General features: G+C 29.1%; 18 protein-coding genes and 1 other annotated feature. Of the genes, 3 read left to right on the plus strand and 15 right to left on the minus strand.

Annotated features, from left to right (window positions below; all coding sequences use genetic code 11):
• Positions 1-263 precede the first annotated feature (263 nt).
• Positions 264-1001: a hypothetical protein gene (locus tag ABCM86_RS00525; protein ID WP_195929668.1), complete on the plus strand. Its 738-nt coding sequence runs from the start codon at positions 264-266 to the stop codon at positions 999-1001.
• 73 nt (positions 1002-1074) lie between these two features.
• Here the strand turns inward: ABCM86_RS00525 and ABCM86_RS00530 are convergent, their stop codons facing one another.
• The 11 genes from ABCM86_RS00530 to ABCM86_RS00580 form a co-directional block, all read right to left on the minus strand.
• Positions 1075-1506: a EutP/PduV family microcompartment system protein gene (locus ABCM86_RS00530; protein WP_195929667.1), complete on the minus strand. Its 432-nt coding sequence runs from the start codon at positions 1504-1506 to the stop codon at positions 1075-1077.
• A gap of 2 nt (positions 1507-1508) precedes the next feature.
• Complete coding sequence (locus ABCM86_RS00535; RefSeq protein WP_195929666.1) at positions 1509-1859, minus strand: BMC domain-containing protein; 351 nt, start codon at positions 1857-1859, stop codon at positions 1509-1511.
• A 23-nt stretch (positions 1860-1882) separates the two neighbouring features.
• The gene (locus tag ABCM86_RS00540) at positions 1883-3028 is read right to left on the minus strand and encodes a 1-propanol dehydrogenase PduQ (RefSeq protein WP_343003222.1); all 1146 of its coding nucleotides are present in this window, start codon (positions 3026-3028) and stop codon (positions 1883-1885) included.
• A 319-nt stretch (positions 3029-3347) separates the two neighbouring features.
• Positions 3348-4280 (minus strand): AEC family transporter, encoded by a 933-nt coding sequence (locus ABCM86_RS00545; RefSeq protein ID WP_243269548.1) that lies wholly within the window; start codon positions 4278-4280, stop codon positions 3348-3350.
• Positions 4281-4369: 89 nt separating this feature from the next.
• Complete coding sequence (locus tag ABCM86_RS00550) at positions 4370-4540, minus strand: hypothetical protein (protein ID WP_195929664.1); 171 nt, start codon at positions 4538-4540, stop codon at positions 4370-4372.
• Positions 4541-4542: 2 nt separating this feature from the next.
• Positions 4543-4932, minus strand: coding sequence for a hypothetical protein (locus tag ABCM86_RS00555; RefSeq protein ID WP_195929663.1), 390 nt, complete (start codon positions 4930-4932; stop codon positions 4543-4545).
• 356 nt (positions 4933-5288) lie between these two features.
• Positions 5289-6293 carry an aspartate--ammonia ligase gene (asnA, locus tag ABCM86_RS00560; RefSeq protein WP_295675227.1) on the minus strand — a complete coding sequence of 335 codons (1005 nt, stop codon included), beginning with the start codon at positions 6291-6293 and terminating at the stop codon, positions 5289-5291.
• A gap of 125 nt (positions 6294-6418) precedes the next feature.
• Positions 6419-6658: a binding site (T-box leader), on the minus strand.
• A 519-nt stretch (positions 6659-7177) separates the two neighbouring features.
• A complete protein-coding gene (adhE, locus tag ABCM86_RS00565) occupies positions 7178-9913 on the minus strand; it encodes a bifunctional acetaldehyde-CoA/alcohol dehydrogenase (protein WP_343003223.1) in 2736 nt (911 codons plus the stop codon).
• 548 nt (positions 9914-10461) lie between these two features.
• Complete coding sequence (locus ABCM86_RS00570; RefSeq protein WP_343003224.1) at positions 10462-11796, minus strand: amidohydrolase; 1335 nt, start codon at positions 11794-11796, stop codon at positions 10462-10464.
• Positions 11797-11843: 47 nt separating this feature from the next.
• Complete coding sequence (locus ABCM86_RS00575) at positions 11844-12950, minus strand: M20/M25/M40 family metallo-hydrolase (RefSeq protein ID WP_343003225.1); 1107 nt, start codon at positions 12948-12950, stop codon at positions 11844-11846.
• A gap of 73 nt (positions 12951-13023) precedes the next feature.
• A complete protein-coding gene (locus ABCM86_RS00580) occupies positions 13024-14583 on the minus strand; it encodes an AbgT family transporter (RefSeq protein ID WP_295761961.1) in 1560 nt (519 codons plus the stop codon).
• 226 nt (positions 14584-14809) lie between these two features.
• On the opposite strand from ABCM86_RS00580, the gene yidA reads away from it, so the two are divergent.
• Positions 14810-15625 carry a sugar-phosphatase gene (gene yidA, locus ABCM86_RS00585; RefSeq protein WP_295761960.1) on the plus strand — a complete coding sequence of 272 codons (816 nt, stop codon included), beginning with the start codon at positions 14810-14812 and terminating at the stop codon, positions 15623-15625.
• Positions 15626-16058: 433 nt separating this feature from the next.
• Here the strand turns inward: yidA and ABCM86_RS00590 are convergent, their stop codons facing one another.
• From ABCM86_RS00590 to ABCM86_RS00605, 4 genes are all read right to left on the minus strand, one after another.
• The gene (locus ABCM86_RS00590) at positions 16059-17123 is read right to left on the minus strand and encodes a HAMP domain-containing sensor histidine kinase (protein ID WP_343003226.1); all 1065 of its coding nucleotides are present in this window, start codon (positions 17121-17123) and stop codon (positions 16059-16061) included.
• 3 nt (positions 17124-17126) lie between these two features.
• Positions 17127-17801: a response regulator transcription factor gene (locus ABCM86_RS00595; RefSeq protein ID WP_343003227.1), complete on the minus strand. Its 675-nt coding sequence runs from the start codon at positions 17799-17801 to the stop codon at positions 17127-17129.
• 65 nt (positions 17802-17866) lie between these two features.
• Positions 17867-20401 carry an FtsX-like permease family protein gene (locus ABCM86_RS00600; protein WP_343003228.1) on the minus strand — a complete coding sequence of 845 codons (2535 nt, stop codon included), beginning with the start codon at positions 20399-20401 and terminating at the stop codon, positions 17867-17869.
• Positions 20401-21075: an ABC transporter ATP-binding protein gene (locus ABCM86_RS00605; protein ID WP_295761954.1), complete on the minus strand. Its 675-nt coding sequence runs from the start codon at positions 21073-21075 to the stop codon at positions 20401-20403. The genes ABCM86_RS00600 and ABCM86_RS00605 overlap by 1 nt, the downstream gene beginning before the upstream one ends.
• A 378-nt stretch (positions 21076-21453) precedes the next feature.
• Here ABCM86_RS00605 and ABCM86_RS00610 point away from each other — a divergent pair.
• On the plus strand, positions 21454-22313 hold an 860-nt coding region (locus ABCM86_RS00610), incomplete at its 3' end, for an SH3 domain-containing protein (RefSeq protein ID WP_343003229.1).

Here is a 22313-nt window from a genome sequence, read left to right on the forward strand (position 1 = left end):
ATAAGATTCTATCAAAGTTTGTTTTCCATTTATTGTATATGTTAAATTTTATCATAAGTATCATAGAAATAGTAATTTTTATTACTCACAAGCAACTATTTTTTATAAAGTGTAATTTTTTATTCAGTTATTGCAAAATATTTGCTTATTATAAATTTATCATTCTTCTATGATACTATATTTATAACCTTGTTTTTCTTATATGAATAACGCTGACATAGATTTATATTTTGTAATTTTACATCTAAAGGGGGGAATATATTTTGAGTGAATTGTTTATTGTTATATTTGCATCACTTGGAATTGGTATTTATCATATAGGACATTATTTCTTATTTGATTCCAATTTATCAACTTATTTCAGAATATTATTCGGTTTAATTGTATTATTTTTTATACTTCGATTTTTATATTATAAAATAAGATTTAAGATTTCACTATCTAAAGTAAATATCGATATATATGATTATAAATTTTATAAGACTTGCAATAATCTGTTCAATAAGTTATCTTATATAATAAGCAGTTTTTTATATAATTCTATATCTGAATATAAATTCACTATAAAAGACTTCAGCATTACCAAAAACTACTCTACTAGAGAAACAAACGATACAGAGTATTATCTAAAATTGAGATTACGTTGGTATGCATATGTAAGGTTTACTTATACAAGAACTAGGATTGCTATAAAAAAAGCTGATAATTTTTCATTTGAACACCAAAACACTATGATTTTAAGGGCTTTATCTGAAGAAGATAGAGAGAAATACTTAAACTATAAATCTAAAATTGAAGAATTAGAAAATGAAAAATTAAATATATTAAAACTTAGAAAAATAGAAAATAATAGTTTTATAAATTATATTTATAGATATAATATTGTAAAAATACACAACAATAATATAAAATTAAAAAAGAGTTCTGATTATCTAACTTTCATGACTAAAAAATCAGAACAATATGCCAACGATATAAGGGCATATAAAAGATCTAAATAAGCTTTTTACAACTTCAATATACAACAAAAAGGCTATCTAAATTAATAATATATTTTAGATAGCCTTTTTTATTTTAATCATTTCTTAGATATTTAAATAATTCATCTATTCCCACATTGTCGATTGTATCTACTTTAAAAATTTTATTTACCCCTATCATATTCAACATTTCACATGCATAATCTATTTGTTGTTCTGTTGCTAAATTGATTTTTGTGATTATACCGATTACATCCTTTGGAAATCTACTTGCAAATCCAGGTGCTATGTAATTTCTCTCTTGTGTTGCATCATAAACTACCCCTATTATTTTAGCATCACTTGCTGCAACTATAAGTGCATTATAAAATCCCCTATTTTCTATGTATTCTCCCGGAGTATCGATTGAATCAGTATATAACTGTATCGATTGCGTTTTATTATATATTAATTCTAATTTATCTAGTTTTTGGCATAATGTAGTCTTTCCACAGCCAGTCTTCCCCATAAAAATTATATTCTTCATGATTAAGTCCTCGTAATTTTTGTAGATGAAAACCCTAGCATATCACCTAAAACCTTTAATATATTTTTTATTGCAGATTCTACTGAACTTACATCTCCTGATATTACTAATGAACCGCTAAATCTATCTATAAATCCTAATGATATATCTGATGCTTTTGTCGCAACATCTGCTGCTATTATTGCAGCCTCACTTGGAGTTATTGTTAAAATACCAAGTGACTCTCTTTTATCTACTACTAAACCGAGCTTTTTGTATATATCTTCATCTGGATTTGCAATAATATGTGCAAGTGTTACTTGTTTTCCCGGAACATATTCTTGTATTATCCTTTGTTTAGTTTCCCCTTCCATTTTGTTTTCCTTTCTATATGACTTTATATTATTTTCTCTAAAATTTTGATTATATCTTCTTTTGTCGGTTTTACTGGATTAGTTTTTGTGCAATTATCATTTAAAGCAAGCTCTGCTATCTCATCTTTCATAGATTCCACTTCTTTTGCATCTATTCCACACTCTGTCAAAGTAAGAGGCATATTTAGTTGTTTTTGCAATTTTATAATAGCATCTTTTAAGCTATCTACAGCTATCTTTTCATTAAAAATATTTAGTTTTAAAAATGAAGATATTTCTGCATATTTTTTCGCAGTTTCAGAAAACTCTATTGTTTTATATCCTTTTATTTGTGAGTTATAGTCTATAACATGGACTAATAATAGTGAATTTGCTCTACCATGTGATATGTGGAATTTTGCCCCGATTGCGTGGGCAATTGAGTGGTTTATTCCTAGAGAAACTTTATCAAATGCTATCCCCGCTAAACAAGAGGCGTTGTGCATTTTTTCTCTTGCTTTTATATCATCTCCATCTGCATATGCTTTAGGAAGGTATTCACAAACTAATTTAATAGCTCTTTCTGCTAATGCATCTGAACAATCGTGTGATTGTGTAGATACATATGCCTCTATTGCATGAGTTAAAACATCCATTCCTGTATCTGCTGTGACATTTGGTGGCACACTTTTCACAAGCTCAGGGTCTAATATTGCAACATCTGGCAACAATTCATCAGATACTAAAGGATATTTCGCTCCCTTTTGAGCATCAGTTATAACAGAAAATGATGTCGCTTCTGAGCCTGTTCCGCTTGTCGTTGGAATTACTATAAGTTTTACATCTTCTAATTTTATATTTTCTAAATTCAATATTTTCTTAGCAAAATATACTATTGCTTTTGAAGTGTCTATTGCCGAGCCACCGCCCAATGCTACAACAACATCTGGCATAAATCTTTCAAACTCTTTTATTCCAGCTGTAACTACTTCCATAGGTGGGTCTGGAACTATATCACAGAAAACTGTATATTCAGACTTTTGTAGATATTTAATTACTTCGTTAACTAAACCTGACTTAACCATAAATGGATCTGTTATCAATAGTACTTTTTTCCCTGCTAATTGTTCTAATGATTCAAGTGCACCTTTACCAAAATTAATCTTCGTCTTTATTTGGAAACTTTTCAAAATACCCCTCCCCCTTTTTTGCTTCATATGGTTATTATAATTTACTTTTTTAATTGAGCCAACAATTTCATATTTTAATTAGAATTTAATCTAAAAATTTAATCCTTAAAATAAAGGCCCTATAGCTTAAAACTATAGAGCCTTTAAATCTTCTTTTTTTAAATATATTATTTTATTTTAATTTAGTCAAGCAACTCCACCATTTATCATAAAATAGTATAGTTTATTTGCAAAATATTATAATAGTATAAATTTATGTAATTTATACTTTTGTTATAAACATAGCTTATCTGTATTTTATAATTAAATAAGTTATCTATTATTTTAATATAATTTCATAAGCCATAACCATAAGTGGCATAGTAGCTATACAAACAAGCACTGTAAATACGTTTATCATGTTCGCATAATCTGCATCATTGTCGTAAACTTGTGCCATTTGAGTTACTGTAGATGCTGACGGTGTCATAGTCGCCAAAAAGCTTATCAGTAGTATTGTATAACCATCTGGAACATAACTTGTTAAGTTAGTTAGTTTGAAAAATACTAATACAACTGCTGGGTAAATTATCATCCTCATTAAAGCTACTAAGTAAATTCTCTTAGTTGTAAAAATTGTTCTAAGTTTTACACCAGCCATCAACATCCCCGCAACTATCATACTAAGTGGCGCTATTAATTTTGAAACAGCTGCTACTGTATCTTTAGTTATTCCCGGCAATTTTATTCCTGTTATAAATAAAATTAGCCCGATTAGTATAGCTATTGTATTTACATTTATTATTATTTTTCTTAAGTCTGCTCCCTTTTCTTCACTTATCATCATCTTACAATGTGTCCATAAAAATACAAGCTGAACAGACATAAATCCACAGCAATATAGTACCCACTTATCTCCCAAAATTCCCGCTACGATTGGTATAATTAAATTTCCAGCATTACTATATATAATTGATGCCTTTTCTATTGAGTTAAATTTAAATATTTTACCTAATAATTTTGTCAACGCAAAGAATATTATATGAATAAATATCGCCGCTATAACTGCCAAAATCAACCCATTTCTAGTTTCTACAGTGTAATCTACTTGAAATGAATTTATGATTGTGCATGGTATTACTAAGTAAAGCACAATTACGGATATTGTTTTGCTGTCTGTTGATTTTAGTAAGCCTGACTTTACTAAAATATACCCCATAAGTATCATAAGAAATAGCTGTCCTATTTGCCCCATTAACAATAAACTAATCAAATCTCAATTCCTCCCTATATTATTTTCAAAAACAAGTTTATGATAACATATTTTTATATAAAATAATATAAGTCTTAAGTTGTTTTATTTTATCCACAGTTTGTCAAAATACCACTTGCAACTAAATACCAAAGTAATGCAAACAATATCGCCAATATACCACATATTAAGCTAAGTTTTTTTGCCTTGGTTAAAAGTCCTATAAGGGATGCTATAATAAGAAGTCCCTCTATTGCTAAAATTATCATTGTAAATGACATATCTATATCTCCTCTATATAAAATACCAATTCATTTTCTTTATTTTTTTCAACGTATACCTTGTAGTTTTTATCGTTTAAATCTATATTCATTTCTTGACTCAAAATTGTTTTATCTTCTTTATTTGTAATTAATATCTTAAATTTTGATTCTTTTATATCTAAATACATCTCTTCTTTATTGTGTATCATACTGTTATCAGCTTTAATCGTACCTCCAGAATATTTTTTAGACTCATAGCCTACACTTTTTATATCTTCGCCTGTATTGTTAACTACAGTTATATTGTATGAATCTTCTACTAAAACTGGCTTTTTAAAATAAAAAATCGAAATACATCCTAATATAATCACAACTAAAGTTGCTAAAATCAATGATTTATTTTTTAACATCTTTATACCCCCTAATCAAATTTTAAAATTGATATTAATTATCTTTATAATCTTTGAGCATTGTAATATATTACTAAATTAATTATACTCTTCGTTTTATTGTATGTCAATTTATTTTTATCGTTTTTCGATAAATATATATTATTTTATAATAAACTTTCTTATTTGTTATATCTTTATAAATAGTTTTCAAATATATCAATTTACTTAAATATAGAAGAATAATTATAATTAACAATAATATATACAGGAAGATAATTTCCTTATATAAATGAAATTATCTTCCTTATAATTAAAATAATTAAAAAAGGCTGTATAAATCCTCCGATTATACAGCCTTTTAATCTATTTAAATTTTATAATAATTCTATTCCTGCTTCACTACATTCTTCAATCATATCTTCTGGCCAAATTCCAACTTGAACCTCACCTATATGTGCTTTGTTTAAGAAGAACATACATATTCTAGATTGACCAATTCCTCCACCTATTGTATAAGGTAGTTTTCCATCTAATAATGCTTTGTGATAGTCTAATTCTTTTCTATCTTCGCATCCTGCTGCTTCTAATTGTCTTTCTAGTGCTTCTTCATCAACTCTAATTCCCATAGATGAAAGTTCTATCGCTTGGTCTAATACTGAGTTGTAGAATAATATATCTCCGTTTAAATCCCAATCGTCATAGTCTGGACTTCTTCCATCGTGTTTTTCACCTGTGCTTAAAGTCTTTCCTATTTGCATTAGAAATACTGCTTTCTTTTCTTTAACGATTGCATCTTCTCTTTCTTTTGGTGTTAAACCTGGATACATATCTAATAACTCTTGAGAAGTTATAAATGTTATTTCTTCAGGTAGTTCACACCCTACTTCTGGATAAATTTTATGAACATGTGCTTCCGTTTCTTTAAATACTTGGAATAATGATCTAACTACGTCTTTTAAAGTATCTATTGTTCTGTCTTCTTTAGCTATTACAAGCTCCCAATCCCATTGGTCTACATATAATGAGTGTAAGTTGTCTAGCTCTTCGTCTTTTCTGATAGCATTCATATCAGTATAAAGACCTCTACCAACTTGGAATCCATATTTTTTAAGCGCCATTCTCTTCCATTTAGCTAATGAATGTACTATTTCAGCATCTTTGTGAAGATATGGTACTTCAAAACTTACTGGTGTCTCTACACCGTTTAAGTTGTCATTTGTACCTGTTTCTGGTAAAACAAACAGTGGTGATGATACCCTTGTTAATTTTAACATTTCACTTAATCTGTTTTCAAAGAAATCCTTTAAATCTTTTATTGCCTGTTGAGTTTCTATTACACCTAAACTATTTTTATATTCTTTTGGTATTACTAAACACATAATCTTATACTCCCTTTTCCTTTAAATTTTAAATATATTTTTATTGTAGTTTTCAAAATCATATTTCAGATGATAACATAAGGCAATGCCTTATTTTTTAAATTAAAAAAAGCCCTTCATCCTATCTATAGGACGAAAGACTTAACTTCCGCGGTACCACCTAAATTAACTAATGTTCACCTCATTTAGCGTACTATTATACGCCACCAATTGTAACGGTTTGGTTCCGACTAAGTCTACTCTCAATATGATTTCGGTTAGTAGCTCTGGGATGTTCTTCATTATAAACTTTGTACTGGACTCACACCATAACCAGCTCGCTCTCACTCAGTCTTTATAATTACTCTTCCCTTCATTGCCTTTTGAATTTTCTTCCAATTTTTATAATATATAATTTACACCAATAAATATTTCTTGTCAATAAATATTTTTAATATTTTAACCATTCTAATAATTTTTATACAGATATATAGTATTATTTGTATTTTTATTTTATGAGATTTACTTTCATTTTGTTACAAGAAATATCAAAATAAATTTAAATTTTTCTAAAAAATATAATAAATTTGTATTTATTTTGACAATACAAAAGAGGGGCCGCCCCCTCTTTTGATATATAAATTGTGTTTTTTAATACATGGTATTTTTACAGTTCTAAACTTTTTAAACTAAACTATTTTTTACGGTTTTTATAATTTTTTATATATTTTTATCTATTATCTATATTGTTATGAATTTTATGATTTTATCTATTTGTTTTATCTATTTGTTTGTATGTTTTCTATTCACGTATAGTTCCCTTTTATCCCCCCAGATAGACAAGTACTATTCGTTTCTATTCCCTTTTTATAACTTTATATTACATTTATGTTTATAATTTTTTATTATCTAACGCCTGCTTTAACTTTTTCAGCTTTAGCTTTTATTTTTTCTTTTATATCTGATTTATGTTCTATTTTTACTTCATCATCAGATTCTGCTTTTATTTCTTCTCTTTGAGTTTCTATAGAGTTCATTGCTTCATATTGAGCATCTCCATAATAAGCTCTTAAGTACATTTCTCTTATTTCTGAGAATAATGGATATCTTGGATTAGCACCTGTGCATTGATCATCAAATGCTGCTTCCACCATTTCATCTAATGTATCTAAGAATGCTTTTTCATCTATACCAAATTCTTTTATTGTATTTGGTATTCCTACTGCTGCTTTTAATTCGTTTATTTTTTGTTGTAATTGTTCAAATTTTTCTTCGTCTGTTCCTGTGCAACCAACAAATGTAGCTACTTCAGCATATCTAGCTAACATATTTGGATAAGCGTATTGTGGGAAAGTACCCATTTTTCTTGGAGCAGAGTTTACATTGAACTCTAATACTTTGTTTATTAATAGTGCATTTGCAACACCATGTGGTATATGGTGGTAAGCACCTAATTTATGAGCTAATGAGTGGCAAACACCTAAGAATGCATTTGCAAATGCCATACCAGCCATTGTTGATGCATGAGCCATTTTTTCTCTAGCTATTGGGTCTTTTGCTCCATTTTCATAAGCTCTTGGTAGATATTCAAATATTGATTTAGTTGCTTGTAATGCTAAACCATCAGTAAATTCAGTTTGTAACATTGCTGCATATGCTTCTAATGCATGTGTTAGAGCATCTATTCCTGATGCAGATGTTAATCCTTTTGGTTGATGCATCATCATGTCAGCATCTACTATTGCTATAGTTGGCATTAATTCATAATCTGCAAGTGGATATTTTTGTCCAGTTTCTTCATCAGTTATAACAGCGAATGGTGTTACTTCTGAACCTGTACCTGAAGATGTTGGTATTGCTACAAATTTAGCTTTTTTACCCATTTGTGGGAATTGGTATACTCTTTTTCTTATATCCATAAATCTCATTGCTAAATCTAAGAAGTTGCATTCTGGATGTTCATACATAACCCACATGATTTTAGCAGCGTCCATTGCTGAACCTCCACCAACAGCTATTACTACATCTGGATTGAATAATCTCATTTGTTCTGCACCTTTTTTAGCGCATGCAAGTGTTGGGTCTGGTTCTACTTCTGAGAACGTTGAATGTTGTATTCCCATAGCATCAAGTTGGTCAGTTACTGGTTTAGTGTATCCATTTTCATATAAGAATGAGTCAGTTACTATAAATGCTTTTTTGAAATCATAATATTCTGGTCCTAATTCTTTTATCGCTACTCCTAAGCAACCTTTTTTGATAAATGTTTTAGCAGGTGTTCTAAACCAAAGCATATTTTCCCTTCTTTCTGCTACAGTTTTTATATTTATTAATTGAAGTGGTCCAACTTGTCCTGAGAATGAGTTGTTACCCCAAGAACCACAACCTAAAGTTAATGATGGTGATAATTTAAAGTTGTATATATCTCCTATTCCACCTTGAGCTGATGGTGTATTAACTAATATTCTACAAGCTTTCATTCTGTGTTCAAATTCATTTAATTTTTCTTGGTTGTTTACAACATCTATGTATATACCTGCAGTATGACCGATTCCTCCACCTTGTACTAATTCATCTGCTTTATCTACTGCATCATCAAAGTCTTCAGCTTTATACATTGATAATAATGGGAATAATTTTTCGTGAGCTAATGGTTCAGATATATCTGTTGAAGTAGCTTCACCTATTATTAATTTTGTATCAGCTGGTACTTCAAATCCTGCTTCTTGAGCTATTTCTATTGCTGGTCTACCAACTAATTTAGCGTTCATTGAGCCATTTGCTCCAAGAACTATTTTCTTTAATTTTACTAATTCTTCACCTTCTGCTATATAAGCTTTTCTAGCTCTGAATTCTTTTTTAACTTCTTCATATATAGATGCATCTACTATTACTGATTGTTCTGATGCACATATTGTTCCGTTGTCGAAAGTTTTTGAATGTATTACTGAAGATACAGCAACTTTTATATCACAAGATTCGTCGAATATTATTGGAGTATTTCCTGATCCAACTCCTAATGCTGGTTTTCCTGAAGAATAAGCTGCTTTAACCATTCCCGGTCCACCTGTTGCTAACACTGTGTCACACTCTCTCATTACTTCACCTGATAATTCAACAGATGGTTCATCTATCCATCCTATTATTCCTTCTGGTGCTCCAGCTTTAACTGCTGCTTCTAAACATAATTTTGCTGCTGCTATTGTACAATTTTTAGCTCTTGGATGTGGTGAGAATACTATCCCATTTCTAGATTTTAATGCTATTAAGCATTTGAATATTGCTGTTGAAGTTGGGTTTGTTGTTGGTATTATCCCTGCTAAAACCCCTACTGGTTCTGCTATTTTAGTTATTCCGAATGAGTCATCTTTTTCTATAATTCCGCAAGTTTTAACATCTTTATATGCATTGTATATGTATTCTGATGCATAGTGATTTTTTATAACTTTATCTTCTGCTACCCCTATTCCAGTTTCTTCTACAGCCATTTTTGCAAGTGGTATTCTCGCTTGGTTTGCTGCCATTGAAACTTGGAAGAAGATTTCATCTACTTGCTCTTGAGTGAATTTTGCAAATTCTGCTTGTGCTGCTCTTACCTGAGCCATTTTCTTTTGTAATGTCTCTACACTATTTACTATCATGTGTTTTATCCCCCTGTTATGTCTTTCATACTCGGTAATAATATAAACGTTCTTTATAGTCTGCTCAATAATTTATATGTATACCTTTGTTAATTTATTTTTAAGATTTACAATTTTTTAGTGTTGTAAATCTAATTTACCCTTTCACATGTCAATTAAGAAACCCTTTTTTCTTATGTCCTGCTTGACATATTTATATATTAAATGATTCAAAACATAATGTCAACAACTTTGTTATTTTTTTATCACATTTTTTGTAGTTGTTTTTAAGAAAACGTTTTTATATCAATATCATACATTTCATCGGGTCTAAAACCATCCCATTATCCATGTTTTACCGTTATTTTTTTATCAAAAACCTTACTATAACATCCAATTTTTACATATACATATATTTTTATAGTTTGTAAATTCACTCTAATAATGGTCAAACCCTTCGAATATTTCTTAAATATTAACAATATAAAAAAACAGAAACCCTTAAGTCAAATTGGGCTTCTGTTTTAAAAAACTATTTTTTAATTTTTATACTTAAAACAATTCTTTAACTACTCCATATAATTAAAATTATGAGTAGCTACATAATCATCTAAAAAGTTTAAGTATCGCTCCTTTGTAAAGAATGGATCAAATTTACCTATTATATCTTTAGCTTGTTTTGCATCATCATAAAGAAGATCTATTAAACTAAGAGCTAGCATTTTTGCTGGAAGTATATAAGCTTTTTCCTCGTCTTCCATATTATACTCTTCAGTATGTAATCCTCCAGTAACACCGTTAGACCAAACATGTAAACATGGCATAATTTGAGATATATCTCCTAAATCAGTTGAACCTGCTGTTTGGTAGTCCATTATGAAGTTGTCTTCTGTTAGATTTGCATATTCCATCATATTTTGTTTATAAATATCACCTAAGTTTCTGTCTGTCTTCATAGGTAAATATCCTATAGAGTCTTTTATCTCAACATTTCCACCTAACGTAAGTGCAGCAGCTTGAAGTGCGCGGTTTACTTTTTTGTTGGTATCTGTCATAGCATCTATGCTAAATGCACGAACCATAATCTCCATAGTTACCTTTGAAGGAACTACGTTTACTAAATCTCCTCCATTGCTTATAACCATACTTACTCTTACTTTGTCCTCATCTCTAAATGTCTCCCTTTGTGCGTGGATGTTATTCATCGCAAGCTCTGCCATATTTAATGCATTTACACCTTCATGTGGCGCAAATCCAGCATGAGAAGATTTGCCGTAGAATGTAACCATTTTTGTCATAAACCCATTAGTATCAGTGTTGATTATACACTCTTTTCCTTCTTCTAAGCCTATCATATGGCATTGTAAAACTATATCTGTATCGTCAAATCCATTTCTATATAAGTATTCTTGTTTTCCACCTATATATTTAATTTTATTTTCTTTTTGTAAATTAGCTCTATATTCATAGTCTACACATTCCTCAGCTGGTATTGCGATAAACTCCATAGAACCGTCTAAATGTTTAAATACACCTGATTTTAATATACCAAATGCAGCTCCTATCATATTTGCAATTTGAACATTATGTCCGCAAGCATGTATATTACCAAGCTCGTTTGCGTCTTTGTGGTCTGCACAAACTACTGAATCTAGTTCACCTATAATCGCAACCCTTGGCCCACTTTTTTCTTCATTAGCAACAATCTTACACCCTGTATATGCTATCTCAGTTTCAAGTCTTCCTTCTAAATTTTCCATCGCTTTTTTTACGATTTCAGTTGATTTAAACTCCTTGTACCCTAGCTCTGGATTTTTATATATTTCATTACCTATACGTATAATTTCATCTCTATTTTCATCTATTGTCTTAATACACAGTTGTTTTAATTTGCTTTTATTCATAATATTTCTCCCTAAAATATTTATATATTTCCCTATTTAATTTAAGTTTATATATCCATCATATTACGGACTACTTTTAATGTATCCCACATTTCATCTATTTTTAGATATTCTGTTACTGCATGTGGTTCATACATCCCTATACTAAGTATTGCACTTTGATATCCTAGTGCTGCTAATATATTGGCATCACTTCCACCACCGATTACAATTGGCTCTGGAGTTATGCCTTCTTTTAACATAGCTTTTTCTGTAAGTTTATATAAATCACTATTTAAATCAAGTGAAAATGGTGGATAACAATTTTCGTGTATAAACTCATATTCTGCTTTAAATTTTTGTGCAGCTTCTCTACAACAATTCTCCATATGTGCTATTTCTGCTTGAAGTTTGTCATCTATGTGAGAGCGTATTTCAGCAGTAAAAGTAACTGAATCTGTAACTATGTTAGTAGCTCCACCACCTTCTATACGACCTATATTTGAAGTAGTCAGTTCATCAATTCTACCTATATGCATATTTGATATGGCATCTGATGCAACGACAATTGCATTTATTCCTTTTTCAGGTTCTATCCCTGCATGTGCTTTTTTACCTTTAAATGTGCATTTAATCTTTTCCATAGCAGGTGCCTTGTAAGCAACAGCTCCTGGTTTGCCTAGATAATCAAGCACAATCAAATCTTTACAAGGTAGATTTTCACCAGTAAATTGTTTTGCTCCTAATAATCCATCTTCCTCAAATACTGTAAATAATATGTATATATCTCTATGTTCACAGTTTGACTCGATTATATCTTCTAGTGCCTCTAAAATTATAGCTATTCCTAATTTATCGTCAGCACCTAAAGTTGTAGTCCCGTCAGTTCTTATTATATTTCCATCTATTATAGGGTTAACACCTCTACATGGGCTTACTTGGTCCATATGTGCACAGAAAGTAATAGGTTTTTCTTGGCTATTTCCTTTTAAATATGCGACTATATTTCCTGCATTTCCACCAAATTTTTCTCCTGCATTATCTACCTTTACTTCTAATCCTCTATCTTTTAAATGATCGACTAAATAATCTGCTATTTGTTTTTCTTCACCTGAAGGACTATCTATTTTAACTAATTTAATAAAAGTATCTATGATTCTCTCTTGTGATAACATTTTGCATCTCCTTATTTTTTAATTATTATATTTAAAGGCATGGAAAGTTTTCGTTCCATGCCTGAATAAATCCTTAATGTAAGCTATATGATGGTAGTATTCCTGGTCCTAGAGGAATATTAAACACCATAAATAAAATTAATAATAATGTCCATACTATCAAGAATGTTATTGAGTATGGCAGCATATTTGCTATTATTGTTCCCATACCAGCTTCTTCGTCATATTTTCTAGTGAATGCTAGTATTATTGGGAAGTATGGGAATAATGGGCTCAGTGGATTTGTTATACAATCCCCTATACGATATGCCATTTGTGTCAATGCTGGGTTATATCCAACCATCATAAACATAGGTACAAATATAGGTGCAAGTATTGCCCATTTTGCAGACGCACTTCCTATAAATAAGTTTATAAAACATGAAAGTATTATAAATCCTACTAATAAAGCTGGTCCACCAATTCCTGCATTTTCAAGGAATTCTCCACCTTTAACAGCTATTATTATCCCTAAATTACTATTTGTGAATAATTGTAAAAATTGAGATGCTACAAATGCTAAGATTATATATCCACCCATATCGCTCATAGCTTCTCCCATTAGTTTTACAACATCTTTATCTTTTTTAATTATTCCAACAGCTTTTCCATAAACTAATCCTGGTATAAAGAATGCTAATGCAGTTATAGGAACCATACCTTTCATCAAAGGCGCATTACTAGATAATAAAGCTCCTGTTTCTGGGTCTGCTAAGAATGGTCTTTCCCCTATCACACTTAAACCTACTATTATAGCAGCATATATAAGTAGAGCTATTCCAGCTTTTTTAAGACCTTTAGATTCTTCTTTAGTTATATTTTGATCTACATCTAATTGGGCATCTCCTTCATATTTCCCAAATCTAGGGGCTATGATTTTTTCTGTTACCCAAGTTGCTAGTGCTATTAATACAAAAGTAGATGCTATCATAAATATTAAGTTCATTGTTGCATTAGCATCGTAATTCGCATCTAACATTTGTGCTGCCGGCACAGTAAAACTTGCAGCTAATATATCATTTACACTTATCATTATATTTGCCGCAAATCCTAGACATACTGCTGCATATCCTGAGAATAGTCCGATTAATGGGTGTCTCCCCACACCTAAATAAACTAATGCAGCTAATGGTGGGAATAATATCGTCCCTGCATCAGATGCTATATTAGCTAACATACCGATTGTCATAACTACTAGAGTTACTCTTTCTTTTGGTATTTTAGATACTGATGCCTTTATTGTTGTAACCATAAGTCCAGATTTATCACAGACACCTGCCCCTATCATAGTTACTAAAACTAATCCAAGTGGTGCAAATCCTTGGAAGTTGCTTACTATACTTCCTAATAAATTTTGTAGTTGCTCTACACTTAATAGATTGACTGCGGTTACAGTTTCCTCTGTTCCTGGATGAACTACAGATACCCCTTTTGTTCCTACAATATAAGATGTTACTAAAATAATTGCACATAAACCAATAAACATTGTCACTGGGTCTGGTAGTTTGTTTCCTACTGTCTCGATACTGCTTAAGATTTTGTCTGAAAAACTTTTCTTTTTAATTTGTCTTTCTACAGTTTGTCGTTGTTCCATAAAAATTCCCCCTTTATAATATATTTTTAACTTTGGTCATAACTCTCCCTTGACCTTATTTTAAATATACTATCTCACGTGTCATTAATTGTCAATATTTTCCGTGAAATTTTACCAGTACATTCTTTTTGACTTATTTCCTCATTTATTTTGACAAATTTCTATCATATTTACTTTTTTTAAATATTAAATTATAATTAAAAACAAATATATTTAGGAGGTAGATATGGGATATAAATTAATAGCATTAGATATTGATGGTACTTTATTAAATAGTTCTAATCAAATCACAGAAAATGTCAAAGAGGCAATAAGAAAAAGTAAAGAAAAAGGTGTCAAAGTTGTGTTATGCACAGGGAGACCTCTAAAGGGTGTTGAGAACTTTCTTGATGAATTAAATCTTAAAGAAGAAGGCGATTATGTTAGTACATTTAATGGAGCTCTTGTTCAAGATGCACATACTGGAAAACCTATCTCTCACTTAACATTAGATTATGAAGACCTTTGTGATTTATATGACCTTAGTGTAGAAGTAGGCTCTAGAAGTCATTTCTATGATACAAGAACTGTTTATACTTTTAATAGAGATGTAAGTGATTATACTATTTTAGAGGCTTACTTAACTGGTGTTCATCTAAACGTAACTGAATTAGATGAAGTTCCTAAAGATATAGCTATGTCTAAATTTATGATGATAGATCATCCAGAAATATTAAACGAATGTATAAAGAAAATACCAGAAGAATACTACGAAAAATACACAATCGTTAGAAGTACTCCATTTTTCTTAGAATTCTTAAATCGTGATGCAAATAAAGGTGCTGGTATTGGTCTTTTATCAGAAAAACTTGGCATAAATCCAGAGGAAGTTATCTGTGTTGGGGATGCTGGTAACGACAAACACATGATAGAATACGCAGGGCTTGGTGTTGCTATGGGGAATGCAACTGATGATATTAAAAATATTGCAAACTATGTGACTAGCACTAATGATGAAGACGGTGTTGCTCACGTTATCGATAAATTTATATTAAATAGATAATAGTAAACGGCTTTGTCCGCTAATTTATATAATAAGTCGGAAATTATAAATTATCTATAAATAAGATAATATATAATTTTCTTAGAAAAAAATAGAGTAACATAGTGCTTGTTAAAACACTTGTTACTCTATCTTTTTGCTAAAATTTATAACTTTGGCAAATGGAGGACATTTTTCTTCTCCGAGATTTCGTCGGATAATCTCTTGTTTAAATGTTCGCTTTTAAAAGTTTTTTGATTGATTTTCTTTATGCTACTTTAAAGTAATCCTAAGATTATCGTCATACGAATTAAAAAATTTAATTACATTCAGGATGTTAAATCTACTTTAGTATTTTATAGATAATTGATCCCCAAACAATTTTAAATATAATTTATATATATTACAAATACATAGATTTTATTCTATAAATTTGATATGTCCTATAAATTTTTTAATTTGGTAAAAATATCGAGAATATACTTCCATTTTTATATGATTTAACCTTTATATATCCGCCCTGTTTTGTGACTATCTCTCTACTTAAATAAAGCCCAATTCCTATTCCCTCTTCATTTAATACGTTTGACCCTCTATAAAATCGCTTAAATATTTTTGGTATTTCTTCTTCAGATATGCCTATACCCTCATCTTTAATATCGATTCTAGTAAATATTTCGTATTTCTCAACATTTATAAAAATAGTGCTATCTTTATGCGAATATTTTATAGCATTTTCAATTATGTTAAATATAGCTTCAGTGGTCCATTTTTTATCATAATTTAGCTTTATATTTTCTTTTGGACTAAATTCTATCTTTATATTTTTGAGTTGTGCTTTTTTATAAAGTTGTGTTATTGCACTTAAAATCGATTCATTTATTTCTGATGGTCTTTTATGTAGATTTATTATAGAACTTTCAAGCCTAGACATCTTTATCATACTTTCAACTAAAAAACATAATTTATCCAAAGATAACATTATGACTTTATTAAATTCTATTCTGTCTTCTTCTAATAAGTTTTCATATTGTAAAAACTCACTATATATCTTCATGTTTGTAAGTGGAGTCTTTAGTTGGTGAGCTATGTCTGATATCAATGATTTTATCTCATTTTTTTCATATTCCATCTTTTTATTTTGTGATTTTAAAATATTTATTAATCTCAACGTTTGATGTTGTAGCTTTGAAAATATAGAATCATCAATCATAGAAAAAACTTCTGTTTCATTCATATCAGAAATCGTAGCAAGCATATCAGATAGTTTTGTCAGTATATCATTTATATAATTTTTAAAAACTATCTTTTGTAAATAAAATATTCCTAAAATTATAATAGTAAAACAACATGTAATTATAAATATATTTATGTTGTAATCTTTAAGGTTTATAAAAATAAATATATTAAATATAATACAAATCAATATAATTATAAAATTTAATATTATCTCTATATTAGATAGATTTTTAAGGCTATCTTTTTTATAATTTTTATTAATTTTTAATTTTCTTATCATAATTTATTCTCCGATTATATACCCTATCCCAAATAAAGTAATTATATATTGTGGGTTTTTAGGGTCGTCTTCAATCTTTCTGCGCAGTCTTCTTATATTTACTGATAATGTGTTGTCATCTACATAATTTCCATTATAGTCCCAAAGTTTATCTAATAGTATTTGTTTTGTCATTGCTCTACCTTTATTTTTACAAAGAATCTCAAGTAATTTATATTCCGTAGCACTTAATTTAACTTCTTTATCATTTTTATAAACTCTCTTTGCATCATAATCCATCTTTAAATCTCTATATATAAATATTTTTTTCTCTACTATATCACTTCTTTTTAATATAGCATTTATTTTAAATTTTAAAACTTCTACTGAAAATGGCTTTGATATATAATCATCACAACCACATTCAAATCCCTTTATCATATCTTCTTCTGTATCATTTGCTGTAAAAAATACAATTGGAAAGTTTATTTTTGTTTTTATTTCTTTACATAAATCAAACCCGCTACCATCTGGTAAGGTAATATCTAATAATAAAAAATCAATTTCATTATTATCTACTGCTGTTTTGCCTTCTTGTTTTGTATATGCACTTATAACATTATACCCCTCTTTTTTTAAAGCAAATGCAACTCCTTTATTTAAGATTTTGTCGTCTTCAATAATTAAAATATTTCTCATAAAGCCCTCCTAATACAGCAAACTAAGGCTTGTAATAAATATATTATTACAAGCCACAGCATATTTTAGTTATTTATTTCTCTTAGTCTTTCTATAACACTTTTATTTGAGCTGTATTTATATACTATGCCCGGTGTTATTGTGCAAACTAAAATTATAATTATGACTAAAAAAATCAATTGACTCGTTGGGAAAATAAATTTGGCATAATCAGCTAAGTCTGCCGTCAACATAGCTATTATATATATTATTCCTATGCCGAGTGTAAATATCATGCACAATGTTATTAGTGCATAATATAATCCTTCAAATGTAAGCATTTTTTTAATTTGTTTTTTCGTCATTCCTACACTTTCCATTATAGCAAGTTCTCTAAGTCTTGTACTGACATTTGTGACCATGACGTTGATAAAATTAAGCAAGCCTATAAATATAAATATCAATGATACTCCCCCGCCTACTACATTCATCATAATTTTACTTTGTGTAAAGTTTTCAGCTCCATCTATTTTTGCATTTACATATGTGCTGTATTTTGTATCTTCTAATTTCTTTTTTATAATCTTGCTATATTCTTTTTTGCAGTCTATTGTCGCCAAAAGCGTCATTTTATCATTTTTAAATTTATTTATAAGAGATTCGCTCATATATATACATGGTACTCCAACTTCATTATCCTCGATAAACTTTACTATATCTTTATTGCTTGATAATAGTTGTATATTTGCCGAAATTATTTTTTCATTTTTATTATTTCTAAATGTCAATTTTTCATCTGAAAAGTCGTAGTTTTTATTATTGTCATAGAAAAAGTTATCCACAAGTATTAATTTACCTTCATTAAATGATTTTGTGTCTATTTTTCCGCCTTCTGCTTTATTTATTTTTTCTATAGTATCTTTATCTATAAATGCAGTTGCAGTTTCTAGTTTAGATGGATTTTTCTCTATTTTTTGTATATATTTATTTAAATTTTGCTTATAAGTATCAGGATCTCCATATAATTTATATGAATTTTCTAAAGCAGGCATAATCACATTTTTATTAAAATCCATTTTTAATCTATCAAATTTTACTGCATTTACTGATGTAACCCCTTCTATATTTTTGATTTCATCAATATTTTTGTCTAATTTATCACTACTCTTTGAATTTAAATCTACTATTTCAAAATCATGTGGATAGTATTCTCTAAGATAATTTTCTAAACCTAAACTGCTTGTAAATGTATTTACGCTTAAGTAAGTAATTATACCTACAAATAATGATAAAAATACTAATAAAGCTCGCTTTTTGTCTCTAAATACATTATACCAAGCCATCTTATACAACTTTCCACCATTAGTAGATTTTCTGTCTTTCTTTTGTTTTTTACTTTTTTTGCCCGTATAGTTAAGCGCTTCTGTTGGAGAAATTTTGCTCGCTATTTTAGCTGGTTTTATACAACTTATCCAAACTGTAAGTAATGAAAATAGTATTGTTCCTATAAATACTACTGGTGTAAAATGTGCCTTTGTTGGCAACATATCTGCGTAATAAGTCCCTGCACTAAATCCCTCTAATACTGACGGTACTATTAAAAATGATACTATTACTGCTAAGATTATACCTATTGGAATTCCTATTAATGAAAGTCTCAAGCCCTGTCCTTTTACAATTTTTTTAATTTGTTTTGGTGATGCACCTATTGTTTTTAACATTCCATAAAATTGTATATCTTTTGTTATAGCAATATATAATATATTGTAAATTAATAAATATCCGCTTAAAATCATAAAAAAGCTGACTATTACTACTATAGCTAAAGACGTAATTTTTGCATTTTCTTCAGAATTTGATTGTTCATATAAAGTTACAAATGATTGATTTTTATTTAAATCTACACCGGATTTTAATATATTTTCTGCATTCTCTTTTTTGCTGTCCTTTATATCAATAGTAAGTATTCCGTTTTTTTCTAATGATAAGTTATGTTTTTTAACAAATTTATTTGAAACATATGATAATTTATCTATATCATTTCTTTTTTCCATTGAATAATCTGTATAAGTACCGCTTACTACAAATTCTATCGATTCTGTCTTTTTATTTATATTGCAGTTTAATATTACTTTATCGCCCGGCTTTATATCTTTTAATTTTAATAAATCTATTACAGATTGCGATAACATAATTTCATTTTCTTTATCTGGATAATTACCTTTTATATCTCCAACTGCTGGTGAAATTTGTTTTTCCCAAGCTTCTTTGTCTATATATTCAAGATATACTTTTGAATCATTATTTTTTAGTTTATTTGAATTAACATTTCCGACTGTAATCTCTTTTCCTATACTATCTGTTATATTTAAATCCTTGATTTGTGAAATTTGTTTTTCTGTTGGATTATTCAAATAAGTATTTGCTGTGCTACCTGCATCTCTTAAATTCATAAGTTGATAATTTTTATTAAAACTTATCCCCAAGGTAAAAACACATGCCAACATAAAAGTTGTCAAAACTATCGCTATAACTACAAAAATATTTCTAGTTTTATTTGATTTAAGCGACCTATTTGTAATTTTTTTTATTATTTCTTTATTATTGTTTTCAAATTTCATTAATCGTCACCTCTTGCAATCTTTCCATCTTCGATTCTTATAATTCTATCTGCAAGTTGTGCGATTTCTTCATTATGAGTGATCATAACAATAGTTTGGTTGAATTTTTGACTAGTCATCTTCAAAAGTCCAATAACATCCATTCCTGTCTTGCTGTCTAAGTTTCCTGTTGGCTCATCTGCCAAAATTATCGCTGGTTTTGTCGCAATTGCTCTAGCTATGGCAACACGCTGTTGTTGTCCTCCCGACAAATTATTCGGCATATTTGTCAATTTTTGATTTAGTCCAAGCGTATTTACTATTGAATCTATATAATCTTCATCAATTTTAACTCCATCTAACTCAATCGGTAAAACTATATTTTCATATACATTTAAAATTGGGACTAAATTATAGTTTTGAAATATAAATCCTATATTTCTTCGTCTAAATATAGTAAGTTCTTCATCTTTCATATCGCCTAATTTCTTATTATTTATATATACATCCCCACTAGTCAGCTTATCTAAGCCTCCTAACATATTCAAAAGAGTTGATTTACCACTACCAGAACTCCCAACGATTGCAACAAATTCTCCTTGTTCTACTTCTAAACTTATATTGTCTAATGCTTTTACTTCATTTTCATCTTGACCATATATTTTTATCAAATTTTCAGCTTTTAATATACTCATATTTACACCTCTATAATTAATTTTCTATTTATATCTTAATAAAAACTTCTGACAATCTTATGACAGCTTTAAAAATTTGTGTAGACAAATTTCTTCCTTCTTTTTATTTATTACTATTTGATTACAATATTGTCTACAAAATACATCTTATTTCGCATTTTTGTTACTAATTGTTACTATTTATTAATTTTATTACTATTTGATTGCAATATATATTTTTTCTAACCATTAATCACTTATGATGCTATAATGGAGTTGTTGTAAAGAAAATAAGAAATCTTAAATAAAGATTTTAAAGCAACATTAGTAATTTGAAAAATATTTAAAAGTATGCGTCAAATCGTAAGACTAAATTAAAAACTATTGGGGGTATTTAATATGAAAAATAATTTTCAAAAAGTAATGGTAACTGGTCTAGCATCTATCGTTTGTGCTGGAAGCATGTCAATAGCGACTTTACCAAATTACAGTAACTTAAATTCTGTAGACGCAGTTTATGCTGCAACAATAAAAGATACAGCAATGACTGCTACTGGTACAGTAAATAGTAATGTATTTTTAAGAAAAGGACCTGGTACTAGTTATGGTAAAATAACTATTTTAACTAAAGGTTCTAAAGTAGATATAGTTGCGAAATCTTCTAATGGTTGGTACAAAATAAAATATAAAAATAGTTATGGATATTCTTATAAAGATTATATAACTGTTAAAGACTCTGATGTAACGACAACTGAAACAGAATACACTGCTACAGGAACTACAACAACAAGTCTTAATGTTAGAAAATCTCCATCTGCTTCAGCAACTAAATTAGGTACTTTAGGTAAAAATGCTAAAGTAGATATAGTTGCTAAAGTTTCTAATGGTTGGTATAAAATAAAATATAACGGAGGTTATGGTTATATCTCTGGTTCTTATGTAAAAACTTCTACTACACAAGAAGAAACTACTGAAACAGCTTATACTGCTACTGGTACTACTAAAAATAGCCTTAATGTAAGAAAAGGTGCCGGTACTTCTTATGATAAATTAGGCTCATTAAAGAAAGGTGCTAAAGTCGACATAGTAGCTAAAACTTCTAATGGTTGGTATAAAATAAAATACAATAAAGATTTCGGATATGTTTCTGGTTCTTATGTTACTATAGGTTCTAGTACACCAACTACTCCTACTACTGGCGAAACTGAATATACTGCTACTGGTACTCCTAAATACAACTTAAAAGTAAGAGCTGCTGC

Origin of the sequence: Clostridium sp. 2218st1_F5_2218SCRN_220325, from assembly GCF_039062665.1 — a bacterium.
Lineage (GTDB): Bacteria > Bacillota > Clostridia > Peptostreptococcales > Peptostreptococcaceae > Intestinibacter.